General features: G+C 69.4%; 18 protein-coding genes. 12 read left to right on the plus strand and 6 right to left on the minus strand.

Annotated elements, in window-relative coordinates; all coding sequences use genetic code 11:
- Positions 1–160: 160 nt before the first annotated feature.
- From MRB47_RS00385 to ubiM, 4 genes are all read right to left on the minus strand, one after another.
- Positions 161–1,459 (minus strand): PAS domain S-box protein, encoded by a 1,299-nt coding sequence (locus tag MRB47_RS00385; RefSeq protein WP_252101576.1) that lies wholly within the window; start codon positions 1,457–1,459, stop codon positions 161–163.
- A gap of 96 nt (positions 1,460–1,555) precedes the next feature.
- Entirely contained in the window at positions 1,556–3,463 is a 1,908-nt protein-coding gene (locus tag MRB47_RS00390) for a B12-binding domain-containing radical SAM protein (RefSeq protein WP_252101577.1), read from the minus strand.
- 78 nt (positions 3,464–3,541) lie between these two features.
- A complete protein-coding gene (locus MRB47_RS00395; protein WP_252101578.1) occupies positions 3,542–4,552 on the minus strand; it encodes a sensor domain-containing diguanylate cyclase in 1,011 nt (336 codons plus the stop codon).
- Between the two features lie 87 nt (positions 4,553–4,639).
- Entirely contained in the window at positions 4,640–5,905 is a 1,266-nt protein-coding gene (gene ubiM, locus MRB47_RS00400) for a 5-demethoxyubiquinol-8 5-hydroxylase UbiM (protein WP_252101579.1), read from the minus strand.
- Positions 5,906–6,077: 172 nt separating this feature from the next.
- Between ubiM and MRB47_RS00405 the strand changes: the two genes are divergently transcribed.
- Together MRB47_RS00405 and MRB47_RS00410 are read left to right on the plus strand one after the other, a co-directional pair.
- Positions 6,078–6,317 (plus strand): DUF6139 family protein, encoded by a 240-nt coding sequence (locus MRB47_RS00405; protein ID WP_012655189.1) that lies wholly within the window; start codon positions 6,078–6,080, stop codon positions 6,315–6,317.
- Positions 6,318–6,458: 141 nt separating this feature from the next.
- Positions 6,459–8,546 carry an acetoacetate--CoA ligase gene (locus tag MRB47_RS00410; protein WP_252101580.1) on the plus strand — a complete coding sequence of 696 codons (2,088 nt, stop codon included), beginning with the start codon at positions 6,459–6,461 and terminating at the stop codon, positions 8,544–8,546.
- Positions 8,547–8,579: 33 nt separating this feature from the next.
- Here the strand turns inward: MRB47_RS00410 and MRB47_RS00415 are convergent, their stop codons facing one another.
- Positions 8,580–9,509, minus strand: a complete 930-nt coding sequence (locus MRB47_RS00415; protein ID WP_123675391.1) for a LysR family transcriptional regulator — start codon at positions 9,507–9,509, stop codon at positions 8,580–8,582.
- A 130-nt stretch (positions 9,510–9,639) separates the two neighbouring features.
- Between MRB47_RS00415 and MRB47_RS00420 the strand changes: the two genes are divergently transcribed.
- The 9 genes from MRB47_RS00420 to minE all read left to right on the plus strand — a co-directional run bounded on the left by MRB47_RS00420 (position 9,640) and on the right by minE (position 17,791).
- On the plus strand, positions 9,640–10,626 hold the full coding sequence (locus MRB47_RS00420) for a Bug family tripartite tricarboxylate transporter substrate binding protein (RefSeq protein WP_252101581.1): 987 nt from the start codon (positions 9,640–9,642) through the stop codon (positions 10,624–10,626).
- Complete coding sequence (locus MRB47_RS00425; protein WP_252101582.1) at positions 10,623–11,870, plus strand: CaiB/BaiF CoA transferase family protein; 1,248 nt, start codon at positions 10,623–10,625, stop codon at positions 11,868–11,870. The genes MRB47_RS00420 and MRB47_RS00425 overlap by 4 nt, the downstream gene beginning before the upstream one ends.
- Complete coding sequence (locus tag MRB47_RS00430) at positions 11,867–13,024, plus strand: acyl-CoA dehydrogenase family protein (RefSeq protein WP_252101583.1); 1,158 nt, start codon at positions 11,867–11,869, stop codon at positions 13,022–13,024. The genes MRB47_RS00425 and MRB47_RS00430 overlap by 4 nt, the downstream gene beginning before the upstream one ends.
- Before the next feature lie 14 nt (positions 13,025–13,038).
- Positions 13,039–14,070, plus strand: a complete 1,032-nt coding sequence (locus MRB47_RS00435) for an acyl-CoA dehydrogenase family protein (protein WP_252101584.1) — start codon at positions 13,039–13,041, stop codon at positions 14,068–14,070.
- A 109-nt stretch (positions 14,071–14,179) separates the two neighbouring features.
- Positions 14,180–14,968 (plus strand): crotonase/enoyl-CoA hydratase family protein, encoded by a 789-nt coding sequence (locus tag MRB47_RS00440; RefSeq protein WP_252101585.1) that lies wholly within the window; start codon positions 14,180–14,182, stop codon positions 14,966–14,968.
- Between the two features lie 57 nt (positions 14,969–15,025).
- On the plus strand, positions 15,026–15,649 hold the full coding sequence (gene pssA / locus MRB47_RS00445; RefSeq protein WP_011803534.1) for a CDP-diacylglycerol--serine O-phosphatidyltransferase: 624 nt from the start codon (positions 15,026–15,028) through the stop codon (positions 15,647–15,649).
- A gap of 233 nt (positions 15,650–15,882) precedes the next feature.
- Positions 15,883–16,650 (plus strand): septum site-determining protein MinC, encoded by a 768-nt coding sequence (gene minC / locus MRB47_RS00450; RefSeq protein ID WP_252101586.1) that lies wholly within the window; start codon positions 15,883–15,885, stop codon positions 16,648–16,650.
- 53 nt (positions 16,651–16,703) lie between these two features.
- Positions 16,704–17,519, plus strand: a complete 816-nt coding sequence (minD, locus tag MRB47_RS00455) for a septum site-determining protein MinD (protein WP_011803536.1) — start codon at positions 16,704–16,706, stop codon at positions 17,517–17,519.
- 5 nt (positions 17,520–17,524) lie between these two features.
- Positions 17,525–17,791, plus strand: a complete 267-nt coding sequence (gene minE / locus MRB47_RS00460) for a cell division topological specificity factor MinE (RefSeq protein WP_011803537.1) — start codon at positions 17,525–17,527, stop codon at positions 17,789–17,791.
- 76 nt (positions 17,792–17,867) lie between these two features.
- Here the strand turns inward: minE and MRB47_RS00465 are convergent, their stop codons facing one another.
- Positions 17,868–18,428 carry a flavin reductase family protein gene (locus MRB47_RS00465; protein WP_252101587.1) on the minus strand — a complete coding sequence of 187 codons (561 nt, stop codon included), beginning with the start codon at positions 18,426–18,428 and terminating at the stop codon, positions 17,868–17,870.
- A 106-nt stretch (positions 18,429–18,534) separates the two neighbouring features.
- On the opposite strand from MRB47_RS00465, the gene MRB47_RS00470 reads away from it, so the two are divergent.
- A complete protein-coding gene (locus tag MRB47_RS00470) occupies positions 18,535–19,317 on the plus strand; it encodes an alpha/beta fold hydrolase (protein WP_220638260.1) in 783 nt (260 codons plus the stop codon).
- Positions 19,318–19,365: the final 48 nt, after the last annotated feature.

Raw genomic sequence — 19,365 nt, forward strand, 5'->3', positions numbered from 1 at the left:
GGGCCTCTGGCGCTTGTGTGGCAAGCGCAAACAGCTATCAAATCAGGAGTGTGCAGGAGTGCGCTATCACCCAGGGGTGCCAGACGGGCCCATCGCCGCCGGCCTGCCGAGCGTGGCGGGGCCGTTTTCTGCCGTCACGGGGCCCAGGTTTGCCAGGCCCTCAGCGCCCCGGCTTGCCGGTCTCGAGCGCGTGCAGCTCCTGCACCACGTCAACCACCTTGTGTGCGTCCTCGCGGATGCGCTCGATGGCGTCGCGCGCCTGGCGTGACAGCTGGGCGCCCTGCTCCACCGCCGCCACACCGCCCTGGATGTGGTCGATCATCGCCCGCATCTCCTGCAGCACGGCCTGGATGGTCTGGTGGATGTCGTTGGTGGCGGTGCGGCTGTCGCCGGCGAGTTTGCGCACCTCCTCGGCCACCACGGCAAAGCCGCGCCCGGCCACGCCGGCACGCGCGGCCTCCACCGCCGCGTTGAGGGCCAGCAGGTTGGTCTGGTCGGCCACGCGGCGTATGCCCTGCACGCTGGCGGCGATGCTCTCGGTCTTGCGCCCGAGTTCGTGCACGCGGGCCGCGGTGTCCTCGAACAGCTGGGCGATCGACTGGATGCGCGCCGTGGCGTCGACGATGGTTTGCGTGCCTTCTTCGGAGAGCTGCTGCGTCTCCTGCGCCACGGCAAACGCCGTGTTCACGCCCTGCTCGCGCGCCTGCGCCTGCTGCACACGCGCGGTGATGTCGGTGGCGAACTTGACGATGTGGCTCACCACGCCGTCAGGGTCGAGCACCGGGTTGTACGTCGCCTCCAGCCACACCGTGCGCCCCCGCGCATCGACGCGCTCGATCTTGCCCTTGGAATACACGCCCGCGCGCAAATCGTCCCAAAAGCGTGGGTAGTCGCTGCTTTGCGCGAATGCGGGCGAGCACAAGATGCGATGGTGCTGGCCCACCAGGTTCTGGCGGGTATAGCCCATGGTGTGCAGAAAGTGGTCGTTGGCGCGCAGCACATGGCCTTGCAGGTCGAACTCGATCACTGCCATGGAGCGTTCGATGGCCTCCAGGATGGCATGGGCGCGTTGCGTCTGCTCCTGCGTGGCGGTCACGTCGTAAACCAGCCCCACGATGCGCTCCACCCGGCCGCGGGCATCGCGCACGGGGTAGAACATGCCCTGCACCCAGACCACGGTGCCGTTTTTGCAGCGGCGCTGCGCCGTGCCTTGCACGAATTCGCCGCCACACAGGCGCCGCCAATTGGCCTGAAAGGCAGGGCTGGCAACGTATTCCGGCGGATAGAAAATCGTTTGGGGCTGGCCGATCAATTCGGCACGCTGGTAGCCCAGCAGGTCACAAAACCGCGCGTTCACTTCGCGCACCACGCCTTGGACATCCACTTCGACCACGGCCGCCTGCTCTGCAATGGCCTGCCAGCGCCCTTGTGCCGAAAAACGTTGCTGCTGCCACCACATAGGACACCTCGTTGCTCAGAAATACCGGGCACGTAGTGTACGCGCGGTGAGCGCAACGCTTTGCGGGGAAAGCGCGAGAAGCTATTAAAACAATAGCTATCGCGCCGCCAGGGCGCGCGCGATGCGGTCGCACCGCACCGTGGTCTTGGGCACGTGGAAGGGGAACCACATGCGCACGTCCTGCTCCAGCCCGATGCCGTGCATGTAGTTGTAGATGGCCTTCTTCAGCCCGGCGCCCAGCGCGTCGTGGTCCACCCCCGTGGGGTCGATGAACGCCACATCGTTCTTGGCAAAACCGCCCGGCGGCAGCGGGGCCAGGGTCACGCCGTATTCCTCGGGGTTCTGTCCCACGGGCGAATGCACGGTGCAGGCAAAGCGGTGGAAGAAGCCGCTCTGGATGCAGCCGTTCTCGAACAGCTGGCGCACGTATTCCAGTGCGTCCACCGTGTCCTGCTCGGTCTGCGACGGAAAGCCGTACATGAGGTAGGCATGCACCAGGATGCCCGCGTCGCTGAATGCGCGGGTCACGCGCGCCACCTGGTCCACGCTGACACCCTTCTTCATCAGGCCCAGCAGCCGATCGTAGGCCACCTCCAGCCCACCCGAGATGGCGATGCAGCCCGCGTCGGCCAGCAGCTCGGCCAGCTCGGGCGTGAAGGTCTTTTCAAAGCGCACGTTGCCCCACCAGGAGATGCCGGTGCCGCGTGCGATCAGCTCCTGCGCGAGCGCCTTGAGGGCCTTGGGTGGCGCGGCTTCATCGACGAAGTGAAAACCGGTCTGCCCGGTCTCGGCCACGATGGCCGCGATGCGGTCGGCCAGCACCTGGGCGCTGGCGCCCTCGTAGCGGCCGATGTAGTCCAGATTCACGTCGCAGAAGCTGCACTTCTTCCAGTAGCAGCCGTGCGCCACGGTGAGCTTGTTCCAGCGCCCGTCGCTCCACAGCCGGTGCATGGGGTTGAGCATGTCCAGCAGCGACAGATAGCGCTGAAGCGGCAGGCCGTCCCAGGTGGGCGTGCCGATCTCGGCAAAGGCGACGTCGGGCTCCGCCAGGTGGACGTACTGCACGGCGCCATCGTCATTGCGCACAAAGGTGCGCACCAGCCGCTGGCGCCCACGCTGGCCTTGCAGGTGCTCCAGCAGCGCGAGCAGCGGGCGCTCGCCGGCGTCCAGCGTCACGTAGTCGAAAAAATCGAACACCCGTGGGTCGGCCAGCTCGCGCAGCTCGGTGTTGACGAAGCCGCCGCCCAGCACGGTGACGATGTGCGGGTGCCGTGCCTTGATGGCCTGGGCAATGCGAAACGCGCCGTACACCGAGCCCGGGAAGGGCACCGAGAGCAGCACCACGCCGGGCTGGTGGCGCGCGACGGCCTCATGGGTGAGCTGCTGCAGCACCTCGTCCACGAAGGTCGGCGCCTGCGCCAGCGCGTCGGCCAGCGGGTCGAACGTGGGCTGGCTGCCGGCGAGCTGTTCGGCGTATCGCACAAACTCGAAACGCGCGTCCACGGCGCCCTGCAGCACGTCCGCCAGGTCGTTGAGGTACAGCGTGGCCAGATGCTTGGCCTTGTCGGTCAGGCCCAGGGCGCCGAAGGCCCAGCCCAGCGGGTCGCCGCTGCCGTCGTCCTCGTACACGTCCAGCGCCGCGAAGCGCGGCCCTTCCGGCAGGTAGTGGCGGCCCACGATGCGGTGCGCGAGTGTGCTGTCGCGGCCCTGCAAAAAGGCCATGGCCGGGCCGATGGTGGCCAGGTACCGCTCCTGCTGTGCAAGAAAGGACTGCACCGCCGGGCTCTGCGCGTTTGCGGGCAGGGCCCGCGCCCTTTCGGCGACCTGCGCGAGACCGTCGCGCGAGAGCAGCCGCAACACCAGCGCGATCGCCAAATCCTCCTGCCACGCCGGCACGCCGCGCGAGCGCAGAAAGCCCGTGAGGTAGGCGGTGGAGGGGTAGGGCGTGTTGAGCTGCGTCATCGGCGGGATGACGGACAGCACGCGGGGCAGGGCTGCGGGCATGGGCAAAGGGGTGGAGGGGGCTGGCAGAGCGGCGGATTATCCCGGCCCCCTGTCGCGCATGCCCGTGCGGGGGCTTGTTCAGCGCACGGCGCGGCGCGCCTTCTTGGCGGCGTACATGGCGCGGTCGGCCTCGCGCAGCGCCTCGTCGGCCGTCATGCCGTTGGGGAGCACGGCGATCACACCCACGCTGGCGCCGGCGTAGTCGATGGGGGCGCCCGCCCCGCCAAAGCGCCCGCGCGTGGCCTGTGCCAGGCGCTGGCCGAACCCCTGGCGGGCCGCCTCCAGCGCCGGGCCGGGCGCGGGGCCGGGGCCTACGGCCACGAACTCATCGCCCCCGTAGCGTGCGACGAAGTCCTGCGCGCGCGCCGCGCCGCGCAGCCGCTCGGCCATGTCGGCCAGGAAGAGGTCGCCCACCTCGTGGCCATAGGTGTCGTTGATCGCCTTGAAACCGTCCAGGTCCATGAAAGCGATCAGCACCGCCGTGCCCTGGCGCGCGCCTTGCGCCAGTTGCTGGTGCAGCATTTCGCGCAGCGAGCGGCGGTTGGGTAGGCCGGTAAGGGCATCGGTCGCCGCATAGGCCGCAAGCCGGGCATTGGCCTGCAGCAATTGCTGCAGCAGCTCCTCGCGCTCGACCTGCTGGCCAATGAGCCGCGCGAACAGCGTCAGCGCGTTGCGCGCCTGCGAAGTGAGCTCCTGGCGCTCGTCGCTGGCGGCGCAGAGCGTGCCGTAGAGCTGGCCGTCGGCCATGCGCACCGGTGTGCTGGCGTAGGTCTGGATGCCCAGCGCCGCGGCGGCCTGCGAATCGCCCCAGCATTGCCCCACGTCGGCGGTGAAGGGGCGGCCCTCGTCCAGCGCACGTTTGCACAACGTGTCGTGCCAGGGCACGCTCAGTCCCTCGGGGATCTGCATCTGGCGCGTGTTGCGCGCGTACAGCACACGTTGCACACCCCGCTCCAGGTCCACCACCGTGAGGTAGGTGGATTCGAACCCGGTGATGTCTTCCAGCAGCTCCAGCAGCGGCCGGGTGAGCTCTTCGACGGTGCGTGCGCGGGTGACGGTCTCGCAGAGATGGTCCAACAGGTTGTCCATGCGGCCATTATGGATGGGTGTGCCGCAGGACGCTGGCCGGGACAGGCAGCGAGTGCCTGCCCCTCCAGTTGAATGGCGGTGTGCGCGCTAAGGTGCGGCGCTGGGCCAGGCGGGGCGCCGGCCTGTGAGCTGGCTCACGATGGCGCCCTTGAGGGGCGGCAGCCGGTTGGCGCCCGCCAGCACCACCTGGCGCAGCAGGCGGGGCAGCGGCCGGTCGTCGGTGTACAGGCGCACGATGGCATTCGTGCCCTGGTACAGCGGCCAGGCGTGGCGGTGATGGCCGCGCGCGTAACCCTCCAGCACGCTGGCGGCGCCGATGTCCGCGCCGCGCTCGCGTGCATGGGTGAGAGTGCGCGTGAGGCTGTCCACACCCGCCAGCCCCAGGTTGAACCCGTGCGCCGTCACCGGGTGCATGCCGACGGCCGCGTCACCCAGCAGCGCGCAGCGCGCGGCGGCGAAGCGGTGCGCATACACGGCGACCAGCGGGTAGGCGTGGCGCTCGCCCACCAGCCGCATGGCGCCCAGGCGGTCCTTGAACTGGGCTTGCACGCGTGCGGCGAATGCCTCAGGGGGCAGTGCCAGCAACTCCTGCGCATGCGCCGCGCCGGTGGTGACCACGGCCGAGCACATCGGCGCGCCATCGACCAGGTCGCCCGGCAGCGGCAGGATCGCCAGCGTCTGCTCGTAGCCGAAGCACTCGTGCGCGACCTCGTGGTGGGGCAGCTCATGGCGCAGGCGGCAGACGATGACCGTGCGGCCGAAGTCGTGCATGGCTGCGCCAATGCCCAACTGGCGCCGCGTGGCGGAAAAGCGGCTGTCGGCCGCCACCAGCAGCGGGGCCTGCAGACGCAGGGGCGCTGCGTCGAGGTTGCGGGTGTCGGTGTATTCCAGCTCGGCATGCGCGGGCGTGACGGCCACGCGCGTGACGCGTGCCTCGGTGACCAGTCGTACGCCGGGCGTGTGCGCGGCCACTTCGTAGGCCGTGCGGCGCAGCGCATGGTTGGGCACGATCCAGCCCAGATGCTGGACGCCGCTGCCGCCTGCGTGCAGCTGCATGGCCCCGCGCTGGCCCACGGGGCCGTCGTGCACCTGCGCCTCGCGCAGCAGGCCGACCTCGTGCGCGGCCAGGCGCTGCCAGCTGCCGATGCGCTGCAGCGTGGCCACGCTGGGGTGGGTGAGTGCAATCTCGCGCCCGTCGGCCGGGGGCGCGGCCAGCGTGGAGGCGGGTTGCTGCTCCAGCACCGTGACCTGCATGCCGGCCTGGGCCAGCGAGGCCGCCAGCGACAGCCCGGCAGGCCCCGCACCCACGACGAGCACGTCGCTGCGCTGAGAGGAAACGTCTTGTGTTGTCATGATTCAGAAACAGGCCGCCGGCAGTGGCAACAGCGGGCAATTGTCGGCAGGGCAGAAAGCGGCGATCTTGCCTTGCGTCAAGCACGGCGGCCATGCGGCCGCTTCCTACGCCGGGCGGGCGATGGTCTCACTACAGTGGAGAACCCTGCAACCAGCAAGCAAAGGACCCGACATGCGCGTGGACATCTACCGCCGATCCGAAGCCGAGGGGCGTTATTCCCATCTGGCCGTGCCCGAGGGCAAGCCCATACCGCAGGAGGCCATCAATACCGATTGGAACTGCGAGCACCGCGCCGTGGAACGGGACGAAACCCAGGCGCACTGGAACGACCTTGGTATTCCCGAGCCCGGACGGCAGCTGCGTGACAAGGGCTATGCCATCACCAGCGTGACGGAGCAGCCGCGGCGCTGAGGCCAGGTGCAGCCGGCCAGGTGCGACCGGCGAGGTGCGACCGGCGAGGTGCGACCGGCCAGGTGCGACCGGCCAGGTGCGACCGGCCAGTTGTCACGTGCGTGGCGCGCACGGCGACCGCGACCGCGCTAGGCTGTGCGCATGGAGACACACCACAACATCCCCCCAACACACCCGCCTTACACGCCCCAGATACGCCGCTACCAGGATTGGCTGCAGGCGCAGCACGGCCTGCGCTTTGACGATTACCACGCGCTTTGGCGCTGGTCCACCACCGATCTGGACGCCTTCTGGCAGAGCGTCTGGGACTACTTCGACCTGCAGTCACCCACGCCGCACCGCGCGGTACTCGCAAAGAACGTGATGCCCGGCGCGCAGTGGTTCCCCGGCGCGCAGGTGAACTACGCGCGCCAGGTGCTGCGCCATGTGGACGCCGCACAGGCCGCGGGCCAGCCGGCCCTCATCGGCCGCAACGAACGCGGCGAGCGCCGCGAGCTGTCCTGGCCCGCGCTGCGCCGGCAGGTGGCGGCGCTGGCGCTGCACATGAGGGCCCAAGGCGTACGGCCCGGCGATCGCGTGGCAGCCTACCTGCCCAACATCCCCGAGACCATCGTCGCCTTCCTGGCCTGCGCCAGCATCGGTGCGGTGTGGAGCCTGTGCGCGCCCGACATGGGCACGCACGCGGTGCTGGACCGCTTCCGTCAGATCGCACCGACGGTGCTGTTGGCCGTGGACGGCGTCACCTATGGGGGGCGCGACCATGACCGTTGCGACGTGCTGGCGGAGCTGCGCGCGCAACTGCCCACGCTGCGCCACGTGGTGCTGGTGAACAACCTGGATGCTTCAAAAACAGTAGCTGATACCGCTTGCTACGCAAGCGTCATCGCCCGAAATGATGCAGAGACTGCGGCCTTTGAACCGGCGTGGCTGCCGTTCGACCACCCGCTGTGGATCGTCTATTCCAGCGGCACCACCGGCCTGCCCAAGCCCATCGTGCACGGCCATGGCGGCATGATGCTGGTGATGCTGCAGCTGGCAGTGCTGCACAACGACATCGGCAGCAGCTACGCGCCCAACTCCCTGGGCGAGCGCTACCACTGGTACAGCTCCACCGGCTGGATCATGTGGAACGCCCAGGTCGGCGGCCTGCTGGGCGGCACCACCTGCGTGCTCTACGACGGCAACCCCGGCGGCAGCAAGGAGCGGCCCGACTGGACAGTGCTGTGGCGCATGGCGGCCGAGGAGCGCGTGACCTTCTTCGGCGCTGGCGCCGCGTTCTACAGCCACTGCATGAAGGCCTGGATCACCCCTGCGGCCTGCGGCGATCTGTCGGCGATCCGCGTGCTGGGCTCCACGGGGTCGCCGCTGCCTGCCGAAGTGCAGCGGTGGGGATCGCAACTCCTGGCCAGCGCGGGCGTGCCGCAGGTCTGGTGGTGCAACATCTCCGGCGGCACCGACTTCGCGGGGGCCTTCATCGGCGGCAATCGCGAGCTGCCGCAAACGCCCGGGCGCATGCAGTGCCGCATGCTGGGCGCGGCCGTCGAGGCCTGGGACGAGCAGGGCCGCCCGGTGGTGGACGCCGTGGGCGAGCTGGTGTGCACCCAGCCCATCCCGTCCATGCCCTTGTTCCTGTGGGGCGACGCCGATGGCGCACGCTACCGCGCCAGCTACTTCGAGATGTACCCCCCCGGCCATGGCCGCAGGCCCGGCGGCGGCGACCTGGGGCCCGAGGCCGGCGCCGTCTGGCGCCACGGCGACTGGATCGAGATCGGCTCCAGCGCCCACCCCGGCTGCGTGATCTACGGCCGCAGCGACGCCACCATCAATCGCCACGGCCTGCGCATGGGCACGAGCGAGATCTACAGCGCCGTCGAGGCCCTGCCCGAGGTGCTCGACAGCCTGGTCGTGGACCTGGAATACCTGGGCCGCGCGAGCTACATGCCGCTGTTCGTGGTGCTGCGCAGCGGCCTGGTGCTGGACGACGGCCTGCGCGCGCGGATCAACGACGCCATCCGCGCCAGCCTGAGCCCGCGCTTCCTGCCCGACGAAATCGTGCAGGTGGCCGAGGTGCCGCGCACGCTGAGCGGCAAAAAGCAGGAGCTGCCCGTCAAGAAGCTGCTGCTGGGCCAGCCGACGGACAAGGTGGTCAACCCGGACGCGATGGCCAATCCCGGCTGCCTGGCGTGGTACGTGGACTTTGCCGCGCGGCGTGCGGCGGCGGTTGCTTAAAAGATAGCTGCTCGCGCTTGATGGACGGGTGGTTCAGCCCGGTTTGTCCCAGTTCTCGCCTTCCACGCGCGGCACGCTGGCAAAGCGCAGCGCGTGCTCCGTGAAGCGCTCCACCACGCGGCTGGTGCCGCCGGCCAGGCGCGCCAGCGCAATGCCCACGTGAAAGCCCGGCGGGTTGTCGGTGAGCGCCAGGCATTTCACGCCGCGCGGCACCACCTGCCGCGCCACGCTGGCCACCAGGCCCACGCCCAGGCCCGAGGCCACCAGGCTCATGATGGTCTGCACCTGCATCGCCTCCTGTGCCACGCGCGGCGCAAAGCCAGAGAACTGGCAGCGCATCATGGCCAGGGCCGAGAGGCTGGGCACCTTGTGCTGCGGGTACATGATGAAGGGCTCGTGCGCGGCCTCGGCCAGCGCGATGGCGTCGCGCTGCGCCAGCGGGCTGCTCTCGGCCACGGCCAGCACGAAGTCGTCGCGGTCCAGCGGCAGCAGCTCGAAGCCGCTCGGGTCCAGCACCGGGTAGCGCAGCAGGCCGGCATCAAAGCGCCGCGACACCAGCCCCTCCAGGATCTCGGACGACGTGGCTTCGCTTAGCTCCAACTCGATCTGCGGATAGCGCTGGCGCAGCGAGGGGATGAGTTGCGGCAGCAGCGCATAGGTGGCCGAGCCGATGATGCCCAGGCGCAGCAGCCCGCCCTCGCCCTCGCGCGCGTCCTGTACCGCCTGGCGGCACTGCTGGGCGTGGAACAGCGCGCGGCGCGCGTCACCCAGCATGGCCTCGCCGGCGGGGGTGAGCACCACGCCCGTGGTGGTGCGCTCGAACAGGGGGCTGCCGAGTTCCTCCTCCAGCTTGCGGATGGACACCGACAGGGGCGGTTGCGCCATGTGCAGGCGCTCGGCCGCGCGGTGGAAGTTGCCGGTTTCCGCCAATGCGACGAACTGGCTGAGTTGCCGGAGGTTCATGCGATATGAAAAAAGTATTGAAATCTAAACTTTTAATATTAGACAGCATGCAAGGTGCTGCCTAGAGTGCCAACTCCGACCCCTTTGCGGGGCACCGTAGCGGAGCAGAGACTCCAAGGAGACATTGCACATGGCATTCCACCGCAGAACCACCCTGCGCGCCCTCGCGGGCGCCAGCCTCGTGGCCCTGGGCGCCGCCCTCGCGCCCGCCGTGCAGGCGCAGGCCTTCCCGTCCAAGACCCTCAAGTTCGTCGTGCCCTTCGGGCCCGGCAGCGGCACCGACACCTCGGCGCGCTACTTCGCGCGCAAACTGCAGAACCTCACGGGCCAGTCCGTGGTGGTGGAGAACAAGCCCGGCGCCAACGGCTTCATTGCGGTCAAGCAGGTGCTCTCGGCCCCGGCCGACGGCTACACCGTCTTCATCGGCAGCAACTCCACCCTGGCGGTGAACGCGGCGCTGTTCAAGGAGCTGCCCTACGACCCGGTGAAGGACTTTGCGCCGCTGACCATGATGATGCGTTCGCCCGCCATGCTGGCCACGGCCCCGCAGGCGCCGTTTGCCGACCTCAAGGGGCTGGTCAGCTATGCCAGGGCCCATCCGGGCAAGGTGAACTTCGGTGCCGGTTCGGCCGGTTACCAGCTCATGGGCGAGCTGCTCAACGACAGCGCCGGCGTGCAGACCGTGCATGTGCCGTTCAAGGGCGCCGGCGAGACCATGACCGCCCTCGCCGCGGGCACCGTGGACTACGCCTTTGCCGAAGTCACGGCCGTGCAGGAGCTGGCCAAGGGCGGGCGCGTCAAGGTGCTGGCCGTGGCGGCGGACAAGCGCGTGGCCACCTCGCCCGACGTGCCCACCGCCAGCGAGGCCGGCCTGCCCGGCTTCGAGGCCTACACCTGGGTGGGCGCGATGGTCAGCAGCAAGACACCCCCGGCCGAGACCGCCAAGCTGGCCGAGCTGTTCACCACCATCTCCAAGATGGATGAGACCCGCGCCTTTTACGAGCGCCTGGGCGCCACGCCCATGACCGGCGGCCCCGCCCAGATGCACGAGTTCCAGAAGAACGAGATCGCGCTGTGGAAGCGCATCGTCACCCAGGCCAAGGTACCGCTGCAATGACCTCGCCGGCCGCCCTGCAACCCGGCGCGCTGCAGCACGTGAAAGTGCTGGACCTGTCGCGCGTGCTGGCCGGCCCCTGGGCCGCCCAGACGCTGGGTGACCTGGGCGCCGAGGTCATCAAGGTGGAGCGCCCCGGCAGCGGCGACGACACGCGCGCCTGGGGCCCGCCCTACGTGACCGACCCCGCCGGCCAGCCCACGGGCGAGTCGGCCTACTACATGTGCACCAATCGCAACAAGCAGTCGGTGACCATAGACTTCACCCGCCCCGAGGGGCAGGAGCTGGTGCGGCGCCTGGCGCAGCAATGCGACGTGCTGGTGGAGAACTTCAAGACCGGGGGCTTGGCGCAATACGGGCTGGACTATGCCGCCTTGAGCGCACTCAACCCGCGCCTGGTGTACTGCTCCATCACTGGCTTCGGGCAGAGCGGGCCGTATGCGCACCGCGCCGGCTACGACTTCCTGATCCAGGGCATGGGCGGGCTGATGAGCGTCACCGGCCGCCCCGACGGCGAGGACGGCGGCGGCCCGATGAAGGTGGGCGTGGCGCTCACCGACATCCTCACCGGCCTGTACGCCAGCACCGCCATCCTGGCCGCGCTGCAGGCGCGCGAGCACACCGGCCGCGGCCAGCACATCGACCTGGCGCTGCTGGACGTGGGCGTGGCGTGCCTGGCCAACCAGGGCATGAACTACCTGTACGGCGGCAAGGTGCCGCAGCGCATGGGCAACGCCCACCCCAACACCGTGCCCTACCAGGACTTCCCCACGGCCGACGGCCACATGATCCTGGCCGTGGGCAACGACGGGCAGTTCGCGCGCTTGTGCCACGCCGCGGGCCAGCCCGGCTGGGCGCAGGATGCGCGCTTTGCCACCAACGCCGCGCGCGTGGCGCACCGCCACGAACTGGTGGCGCTGATACGCGGCGTGACGGTGGGCAAGCCCACGCGCGACTGGATCGCCCTGCTGGAGCAGCACGGCGTGCCCTGCGGCCCCATCCACACCGTGCGCGAGGTGTTCGACGACCCGCAGGTCAAGGCGCGCGGCATGCAGATTGCCATGCAGCACCCCCAGGCGGGCAGCGTGCCGCTGGTGGCCAGCCCCCTGCGCCTGTCGGACACCCCGGTGAGCTACCGCCATACGCCCCCGCAACTGGGCCAGCACACCGATGCGGTGCTGGCCCGCCACCTCGGCCTTGCGCCCGAGGCACTGCAAACCCACAGAGACAACGGAGTTTTGGGATGAGTACCCTGGATTCACTCGCGCTCACGCGCATCCCCCCCGAGGACGAGGCCCTGCGCGCCGAGGTGCGTGCCTTCCTGGCCGAGGCGATTGCCGAACTGCCCGCGCATATCCGCGCCCGCTCGTGGGGCGGCTACAGCAGCGAGCTGAGCCGCAAGCTGGCCGCCCGCGGCTGGATCGGCGTCACGCTGCCCAAGGAATATGGTGGTGGCGGACGCAGCGCCTTCACGCGCTATGTGCTGGTGGAGGAGTTCCTCGCCTGCGGCGCGCCCGTGGGCTCGCACTGGATCGCCGACCGCCAGAGCGCGCCGCTGATCCTGAAGTACGGCACCGAGGCGCAAAAGCAGTTTTACCTTCCGCGCGTGTGCAAGGGCGAGGCGTTCTTTTGCATCGGCATGAGCGAGCCGGGTTCGGGCTCGGACCTGGCCAGCGTGCGCACCCGTGCCACGCCCAATGACCAGGGCTTTGTGCTCAACGGCCAGAAGATCTGGACCACCAACGCGCACCACTGCCAGTACATGATTGCGCTGGTGCGCACCTCCGGCATCAGCGAGGATCGCCACAAGGGCCTGTCGCAGGTCATCGTGGACCTGTCGCTGCCCGGCGTCACGGTGCGCCCCATCGAGGACCTGTCGGGCGACCGCCATTTCTGCGAGGTGTTCTTCGACAACGTGCAACTGGGCCCCGATGCGCTCATCGGCGCCGAGGGCCAGGGCTGGGTGCAGGTGACGGCGGAACTCGCCTTCGAGCGCAGCGGGCCCGAGCGGCTGTTCTCCAGCATCGTGCTGTTCGACCAGTGGCTTCAGTACGTGCGCACGCCGCAAGGGCGCACGGAGTCGGCCCAACGCCTGGCCGGCCAGGTGCTCACGCAGCTCGCGCCGTTGCGCGCCATGTCGGTGGCCATTCAGGACAAGCTGGTGCGCGGCGAAAGCCCCATCGTCGAGGCCGCGCTGGTCAAGGAGCTGGGCACCACGCTGGAGCAGATGATCCCTGCGGCCATCTCCGACGACCTGTTCGCCCGCGAGGCGGAGGACGTGCCCGTGGAGCTGCTGATGACCCTGAAATACGTGACCGAGGCCTCGCCCTCGTTCTCTTTGCGCGGCGGCACGCGCGACATCCTGCGCGGGATGATCGCCCGGGGCCTGGGCCTGCGCTGAAACGGAGCCACGACATGAGCCAAGACAACGATCTGTTTGCCGACGCGGCCCGCCAGGTGCTGGCCGACCAGTGCACCCCCCCGGTGGTGCGCGCCATTGAATCCGGCGGGCGCGCCGCGCCTGCGACGCAGCTGCTGTGGGCGCAACTGGAGGCCACGGGGCTGGCCGACGCGCTGTTGCCCGAGGACGACGGCGGCGCCGGGCTGGGGCTGACCCAGGTGTTCGGCGTGCTGGAGCAATGCGGCGCGCATGCGCTGCCGCTGCCGCTGGGCGAGACCATGGTGGCGCGCGCGCTGCTGGCCCAGGGCGGCGTGGCTCGCCCCGCCGGCAGTATCACGCTGGCGCGTGGCGAGCAGCTGCCGGATGGCGGCGTGCGCTGCGCCCTGGTGCGCGGCGGCCAGGTGGCCGATCACGTGCTGGTGCAGGCTGGCAGCGCCTGGCACCTGCTGGCCACGGCCGATGCGCAGGCTGCGCCCCAGGCGCTGGCGCTGGATGCCGCCCTGGCCTGGTCTGCTGCCCAGGGGGAGGCCGCGCCCGGGGTGCCGGTGGACGCCGCGCAAGACGCACGCACCCTGCAGGCCGCCGTGGTGGCCCCGCAGATGGCCGGCGCGTTGGGCGACGTGTTCCGCCGCACCCTGCAGTACGCCAACGAGCGCCAGCAGTTCGGCCGCCCCATCGGCAAGTTCCAGGCCATCCAGCACCAGCTGGCGGTGATGAGCGAGCATGTGTTCGCCGCGCGCATGGCTGCGCAGCTGGGCTGCAACGGCGCCGGTGTGCTGCCCGACCGGCTGCGTGTGGCCACAGCCAAGGCGCGCTGCAGCGAGGCCGCATTGGCTGTGGCCGAGTTCGCCCATGCCATCCACGGCGCCATCGGCTTCACCGCGGAATACGACCTGCAGCTGTTTACCCGCCGCCTGCACGCCTGGCGCCAGACGGCCGGCAGCGAGTCTTACTGGCACGGCGTGGCCGGCGAGGCGCTGCTGGCGCACGACGGGCTGACGCTGGACCTCGTGCGCCGCATCACCGATGTGGAAATAATGCTCTGAAAACCATAGCTGTTTGCGCATATCAATCAAGGCATTCAATGTGTTTTTGCATTGGACTCAAGAAATGATGAGCGCTGGCAGCTCCTACTTTTGACTACGGAGAGACACCATGGCCTTCCTGACCATCGAACGCGACGGCGGCATCCTGACCGCCACCATGAACCAGCCCGAGACGCGCAATGCGCTCACCGGCAACACGGCCGTGCAGGAGTTCGTGCAGCTTTGCGACACCGTGCGCAAGGACGCCAGCGTGAAGGTGCTGATCCTCACCGGCGCGGGCCCCATCTTCAGCTCGGGCGGCAACGTCAAGGACATGCAGCGCTTCTTCGACGATGCGCTCACGCCCGACCTGATCCGCGAGGAATACCGCCAGGGCATCCAGCAGATCCCCAACGCGCTGTACCAGCTCGACGTGCCGGTGATCTGCGCCGTCAACGGCCCGGCCATCGGCGCGGGGCTGGACCTGACCTGCATGTGCGACATCCGCATCGCGGCAGAGAACGCCACCTTTGCCGAGAGCTTCGTGCGCGTGGGCATCGTGCCCGGCGACGGCGGCGCCTGGCTGCTGCCGCGGGCCGTGGGCATGGCCAAGGCGTCCGAGATGGCTTTCACCGGAGAGGCCATCAGCGCCCAGGAGGCCCTGGCCTGCGGTCTGGTGAGCCGCGTGGTGCCGGCCGACCAGCTCCTGCCCACCGCGCGTGCGCTGGCCGAGAAGATCGCCGCCAACCCCGGTGCCGTGATGCGCATGACCAAGCGGCTGCTGCGCGAGGGCGAGCACGCCTCGCTGGCCTCGCTGCTGGAGATCTCCGCCGGCTACCAGGCCATCGCCCACAAGACGGCCGACCACCGCGAGGCGGTCACCGCCTTCATCGAGAAGCGCGCCCCGCGTTTCCAGTAGACCGAATCAGCCATCGGCGGACAAGGAAAGGCCCGGCGGCCGTTCGATAATGCCGCCATGGCTTCTCCCCACAAACGCTTTTCGATGATCCGCGAGTTCCACCTCGCGGACTGGTTCACGCTGGGCAACGCGGTGTGCGGCGTCGGGGCGCTGTTCTCGTCGATGACCTATCTGGAAACGTCGGACGTGCGCCATGTGTACTTCGCCTGTGCGCTGGTGCTGGCGGCGCTGGTGTTCGACGTGCTGGACGGGCGCATCGCGCGCTGGCGGCAGAAAAGCTCGGCCATGGGGCGCGAGCTGGACTCGCTGGCCGACGTGATCTCCTTCGGCGTGGCGCCCGCCATCATCGCCTACGCCTGCGGCATGCAGGGGCTGTACGACCGCGTGGTGCTGGCCTTTTTCGTGGCCTGCGGCGTGTCGCGCCTAGCGCGCTTCAACATCACGGCCGAAACGCTGGCCGAGGGCCCGTCGGGCAAGGTCAAGTACTTCGAGGGCACGCCGATCCCCACTTCCATCGTGCTCGTGGGCCTGATGGCCGTGGCCGCCAGCGTGGGCGCGGTGCGCGGCCAGCTGTGGCTGGGGTCGGTGACGATCGGCGGTTTCACGCTGCACCCGCTGGTGCTGCTGTTCGCGCTGTCGGGCTCGCTGATGATCAGCCGCATCCGCATTCCGAAGTTCTGAGCATCCCCCCCGCGGGCGCTGGCGCACCTTCCCCCTTCTCTCGCCGCGCTGCGCGGCGGGAAGGGGGACGCAGCCGGTGGACTGGCGAAGCCAGATCCGCGGCGGCCCAGGCCTGGGGTGCGCCTGGGTTCGCCGCACGTCCTGATACGGTGGCAGCGGCGCAGCGCAGGTACACTTTGCGGCTTCGAGGCGGCGCCCGTGCGCGGCGTCTTTTTTCCCATCCGAACCGCTTCATGGCCGTTGATACGGCGGGCCGGGCCCGCACCCACCTAGACCTCAAGAGTGCCCAGCTGCCCGTGGTGGCCATGGTGCTCAAGACCACCGACGTGGCCAGCATCGCCGCCGAGTTGGCTGCCCGCAGGGCCGACGACCCCGAATTTTTCGACAACGACCCGGTGCTGATCGACCTCTCGGCCGTGCAGGACGAGCCACAGCCCATCGACTTCGCCGCGCTGGTCAAGACGCTGCGCAGCCACCGCACGCAGCCCGTGGCCGTGCGCGGCGGCAGCAGCGCGCAGAGGCAGGACGCGCACGACGCGGGCCTGATTGCCGCCCCTGACGCGCCGCCCCCGCGCATGCAGGCGCCGCGTGAGAACACTCCCCGCGAGGTGGTCCACGAAGTCATCCGCGAGGTGGAGGTCGTGCGCGAGGTCCCCGTGCCCGCGCCGGCGCCGGGGACCGTGGTGGTGGACAAGCCGCTGCGCTCGGGCCAGCAGGTGTATGCCCGCGGCTCGGACCTGGTGGTGATGGCCGTGGTCAGCTTTGGCGCCGAGGTGATCGCCGACGGCAACATCCACGTGTACGCACCGCTGCGCGGGCGGGCCATCGCCGGCGCGCGCGGCGACACCAGCGCCCGGATTTTCAGCACCTGCATGGAGCCGCAACTGGTCTCCGTGGCAGGCATCTACCGCACCACCGAGACCGAGCTGCCCGACAACGTGCGCGGCAAGCCGGCCCAGGTGCGGCTGGACGGTGAGAAGCTGCTCATCGAGCCGCTGTGACCGTCCCCCCCTTTTCTTACTCCACAGACCGCAACGCAAGGACCTCTCAGAACATGGCCAAAATCGTCGTCGTGACCTCCGGCAAGGGGGGCGTGGGCAAGACCACCACCAGTGCCGCCTTCGCATCGGGCCTGGCGCTCGCCGGCCACAAGACCGCCGTCATCGACTTTGACGTCGGCCTGCGCAACCTGGACCTCATCATGGGCTGCGAGCGCCGCGTGGTGTATGACCTGATCAACGTGATCCAGGGCGAGGCCAACCTGAACCAGGCCCTCATCAAGGACAAGCAGTGCGAGAACCTGTTCGTGCTGGCCGCCAGCCAGACGCGCGACAAGGACGCGCTCACGCAGGACGGCGTGGGCAAGGTGCTCAAGGACCTCGCCGACATGGGCTTTGACTACATCGTCTGCGACTCGCCCGCCGGCATCGAAAGCGGCGCGCTGATGGCCATGCACTTCGCCGACGAGGCGCTGCTGGTCACCAACCCCGAAGTCTCCAGCGTGCGCGACTCCGACCGCATCCTGGGCATGCTCAGCAGCAAGACCAAGCGCGCCATCGAAGGCGGCGAGCCCGTCAAGGAACACCTGCTGATCACGCGCTACAACCCCCATCGTGTGGAAGACGGCCAGATGCTGAGCCTGGAGGACATCCAGGACATCCTGCGCATCAAGCTCATCGGCGTGATCCCGGAGTCCGAGAGCGTGCTGCAGGCCTCCAACCAGGGCCTGCCCGCCATCCACCTGTCGGGCACCGATGTGTCCGAGGCCTACAAGGACGTGGTTGCGCGCTTCCTGGGCGAGGACAAGCCCCTGCGTTTCATCGAGGCGGCCAAGCCCGGCTTCTTCAAGCGCATCTTCGGCGGGAGGTAAGCGAGATGTCCCTGCTGTCCTTCCTGCTCGGCGAGAAGAAAAAGACGGCCTCGGTGGCCAAGGAGCGCCTGCAGATCATCCTGGCGCATGAGCGCAGCGGCCGCAGCGCCGGCCAGCCCGACTATCTGCCCGCGCTGCAGCGCGAGCTGGTGGCGGTGATCTCCAAGTACGTGAAGATCAACGCCGACGACCTGAAGGTCCACTTCGAGCGCCAGGACGACCTGGAAGTGCTGGAAGTGAAGATCGAACTGCCCGAGGCGACAGCCAAGTAACGGGCAGATATCAGGCCCGTTCCGCCCAGCCCAGAAGCGGCCGGGCGTGCCCGCGCTCCGGCGCAAGCCGGGGCGGCTATTTCTCCATCGGGCGGGCTACGGTGGCCGAAAGGCTTCCCAGCGGATGCTCCGTATAGAACACCCCCCCGTGGTACAGCAGGGGCGAGGCGCCTTCCCGGTGGCTGCAGCGCTCCACCTGGCCGACGAAGATCGTGTGGTCGCCCTCCACGTACTGGCTGCGGTTGAAGCACTCGAACACGGCCGCCGCGCCGTCCAGCACCGGCACGCTGCTCAGTCCCAGGCGGTAGGCCACGCCGGCGAAGCGGTCGATGCCGCGCGTGGCGAACTGCTCGGCCAGGGCGCGCTGTTCCACCGTCAGCACATTGATGGCGTAGTGCGTGGCACGGGAAAAAGCGGGCAGCGACGACGTCTTGTGCCCCAGGCTCCACAGCACCAGCGGCGGCTCCAGCGACACCGAGTTGAACGAGTTTGCCGTCATGCCGATCAGCGCGCCGCCTTCCCCGCGCGCCGTGACGATGGTCACGCCTGTGGCGAACATGCCCAGCGCGTCGCGGAACTCGCGTGGCGTGAAGACGGGAGGTTGGCTGGAGGGCGGGTGGGGCAGGCGGCTGTTCACGAAGGGGGCGGCGCCTTGGGCGCGCCGCGTAGGGCAATGGGAGGGCTATTATCAGTCTGCACCTGCGCGCCTGCAGCGCGCATGCCCTGCGGCCCTGGACCCTGCGATGTCTCTTCTTCCACGCTTTTCCCTGCTCGGCTCCGGCCCTACCGTGTTGCTGCTGCACGATGCCGATAGCGATCACCTGGGCTTTGCCCCGACGCTGGAAACCCTGGCCGCCGCGGGCTATCGCGCCGTGGCATGGGACATGCCGGGCTATGGCGGCAGTGCGCCGGTGGAGCCCTACAACTTCAAGGGCCTGGCCCAGCGTGCGCTGCTGTTGCTCGATGCCCTGCGGTGCGAGCAGGTGGTGCTGGTCGGCCACGGCCTGGGGGCGATGCTGGCGCTGGAGATCGCCGTGCGGGCACCGCTGCGCGTGCGGCGGCTGGTGCTGTGTGCCGGCGGCCCGGCGCTGGACGAGGCCGCCACCGCCGTGTGGGTGGCGCCGCGCCTTGCGGGCTTGGACGATGGACGGGACATGGCCCGGCTGGCCGACCCTACCGTGGCGCGCGACGCCGGCCCCGGCGCGCTGCCCGAGGGGCTGCAGCTTGCACGGCACGCCATGGGCCGCGTGCCGCCCGCCACCTACCGCCGTGCGTTGGAGGCCCTGACGGCTTTCGCGCGGCGTGCGCCGGAACTTGTGCGCCTGCAGGTGCCCGCGCTGCTCATCGGGGGTGAGCACGACCGCTGCACTCCGCCCGAGGCACTGCTCGCCTTGGCCCATGTGCTGCCCGATGCGCGTGCCGTGCTGCTGCCCGGCGTGGGCCACTGGCCGCAGCTTGAAGACCCCGAGGGTTTCGAGGCGGCGCTGCTGGACTTCCTGGCCGGCCCGGCGCCAGTGCTGCACTGAACGCGTGCGCGGTCCCTCACCGCAAATCGCATACCCGCCCCTGACCGC

The organism is Diaphorobacter sp. LI3 (assembly GCF_022807955.1).
Lineage (GTDB): Bacteria > Pseudomonadota > Gammaproteobacteria > Burkholderiales > Burkholderiaceae_C > Diaphorobacter > Diaphorobacter nitroreducens.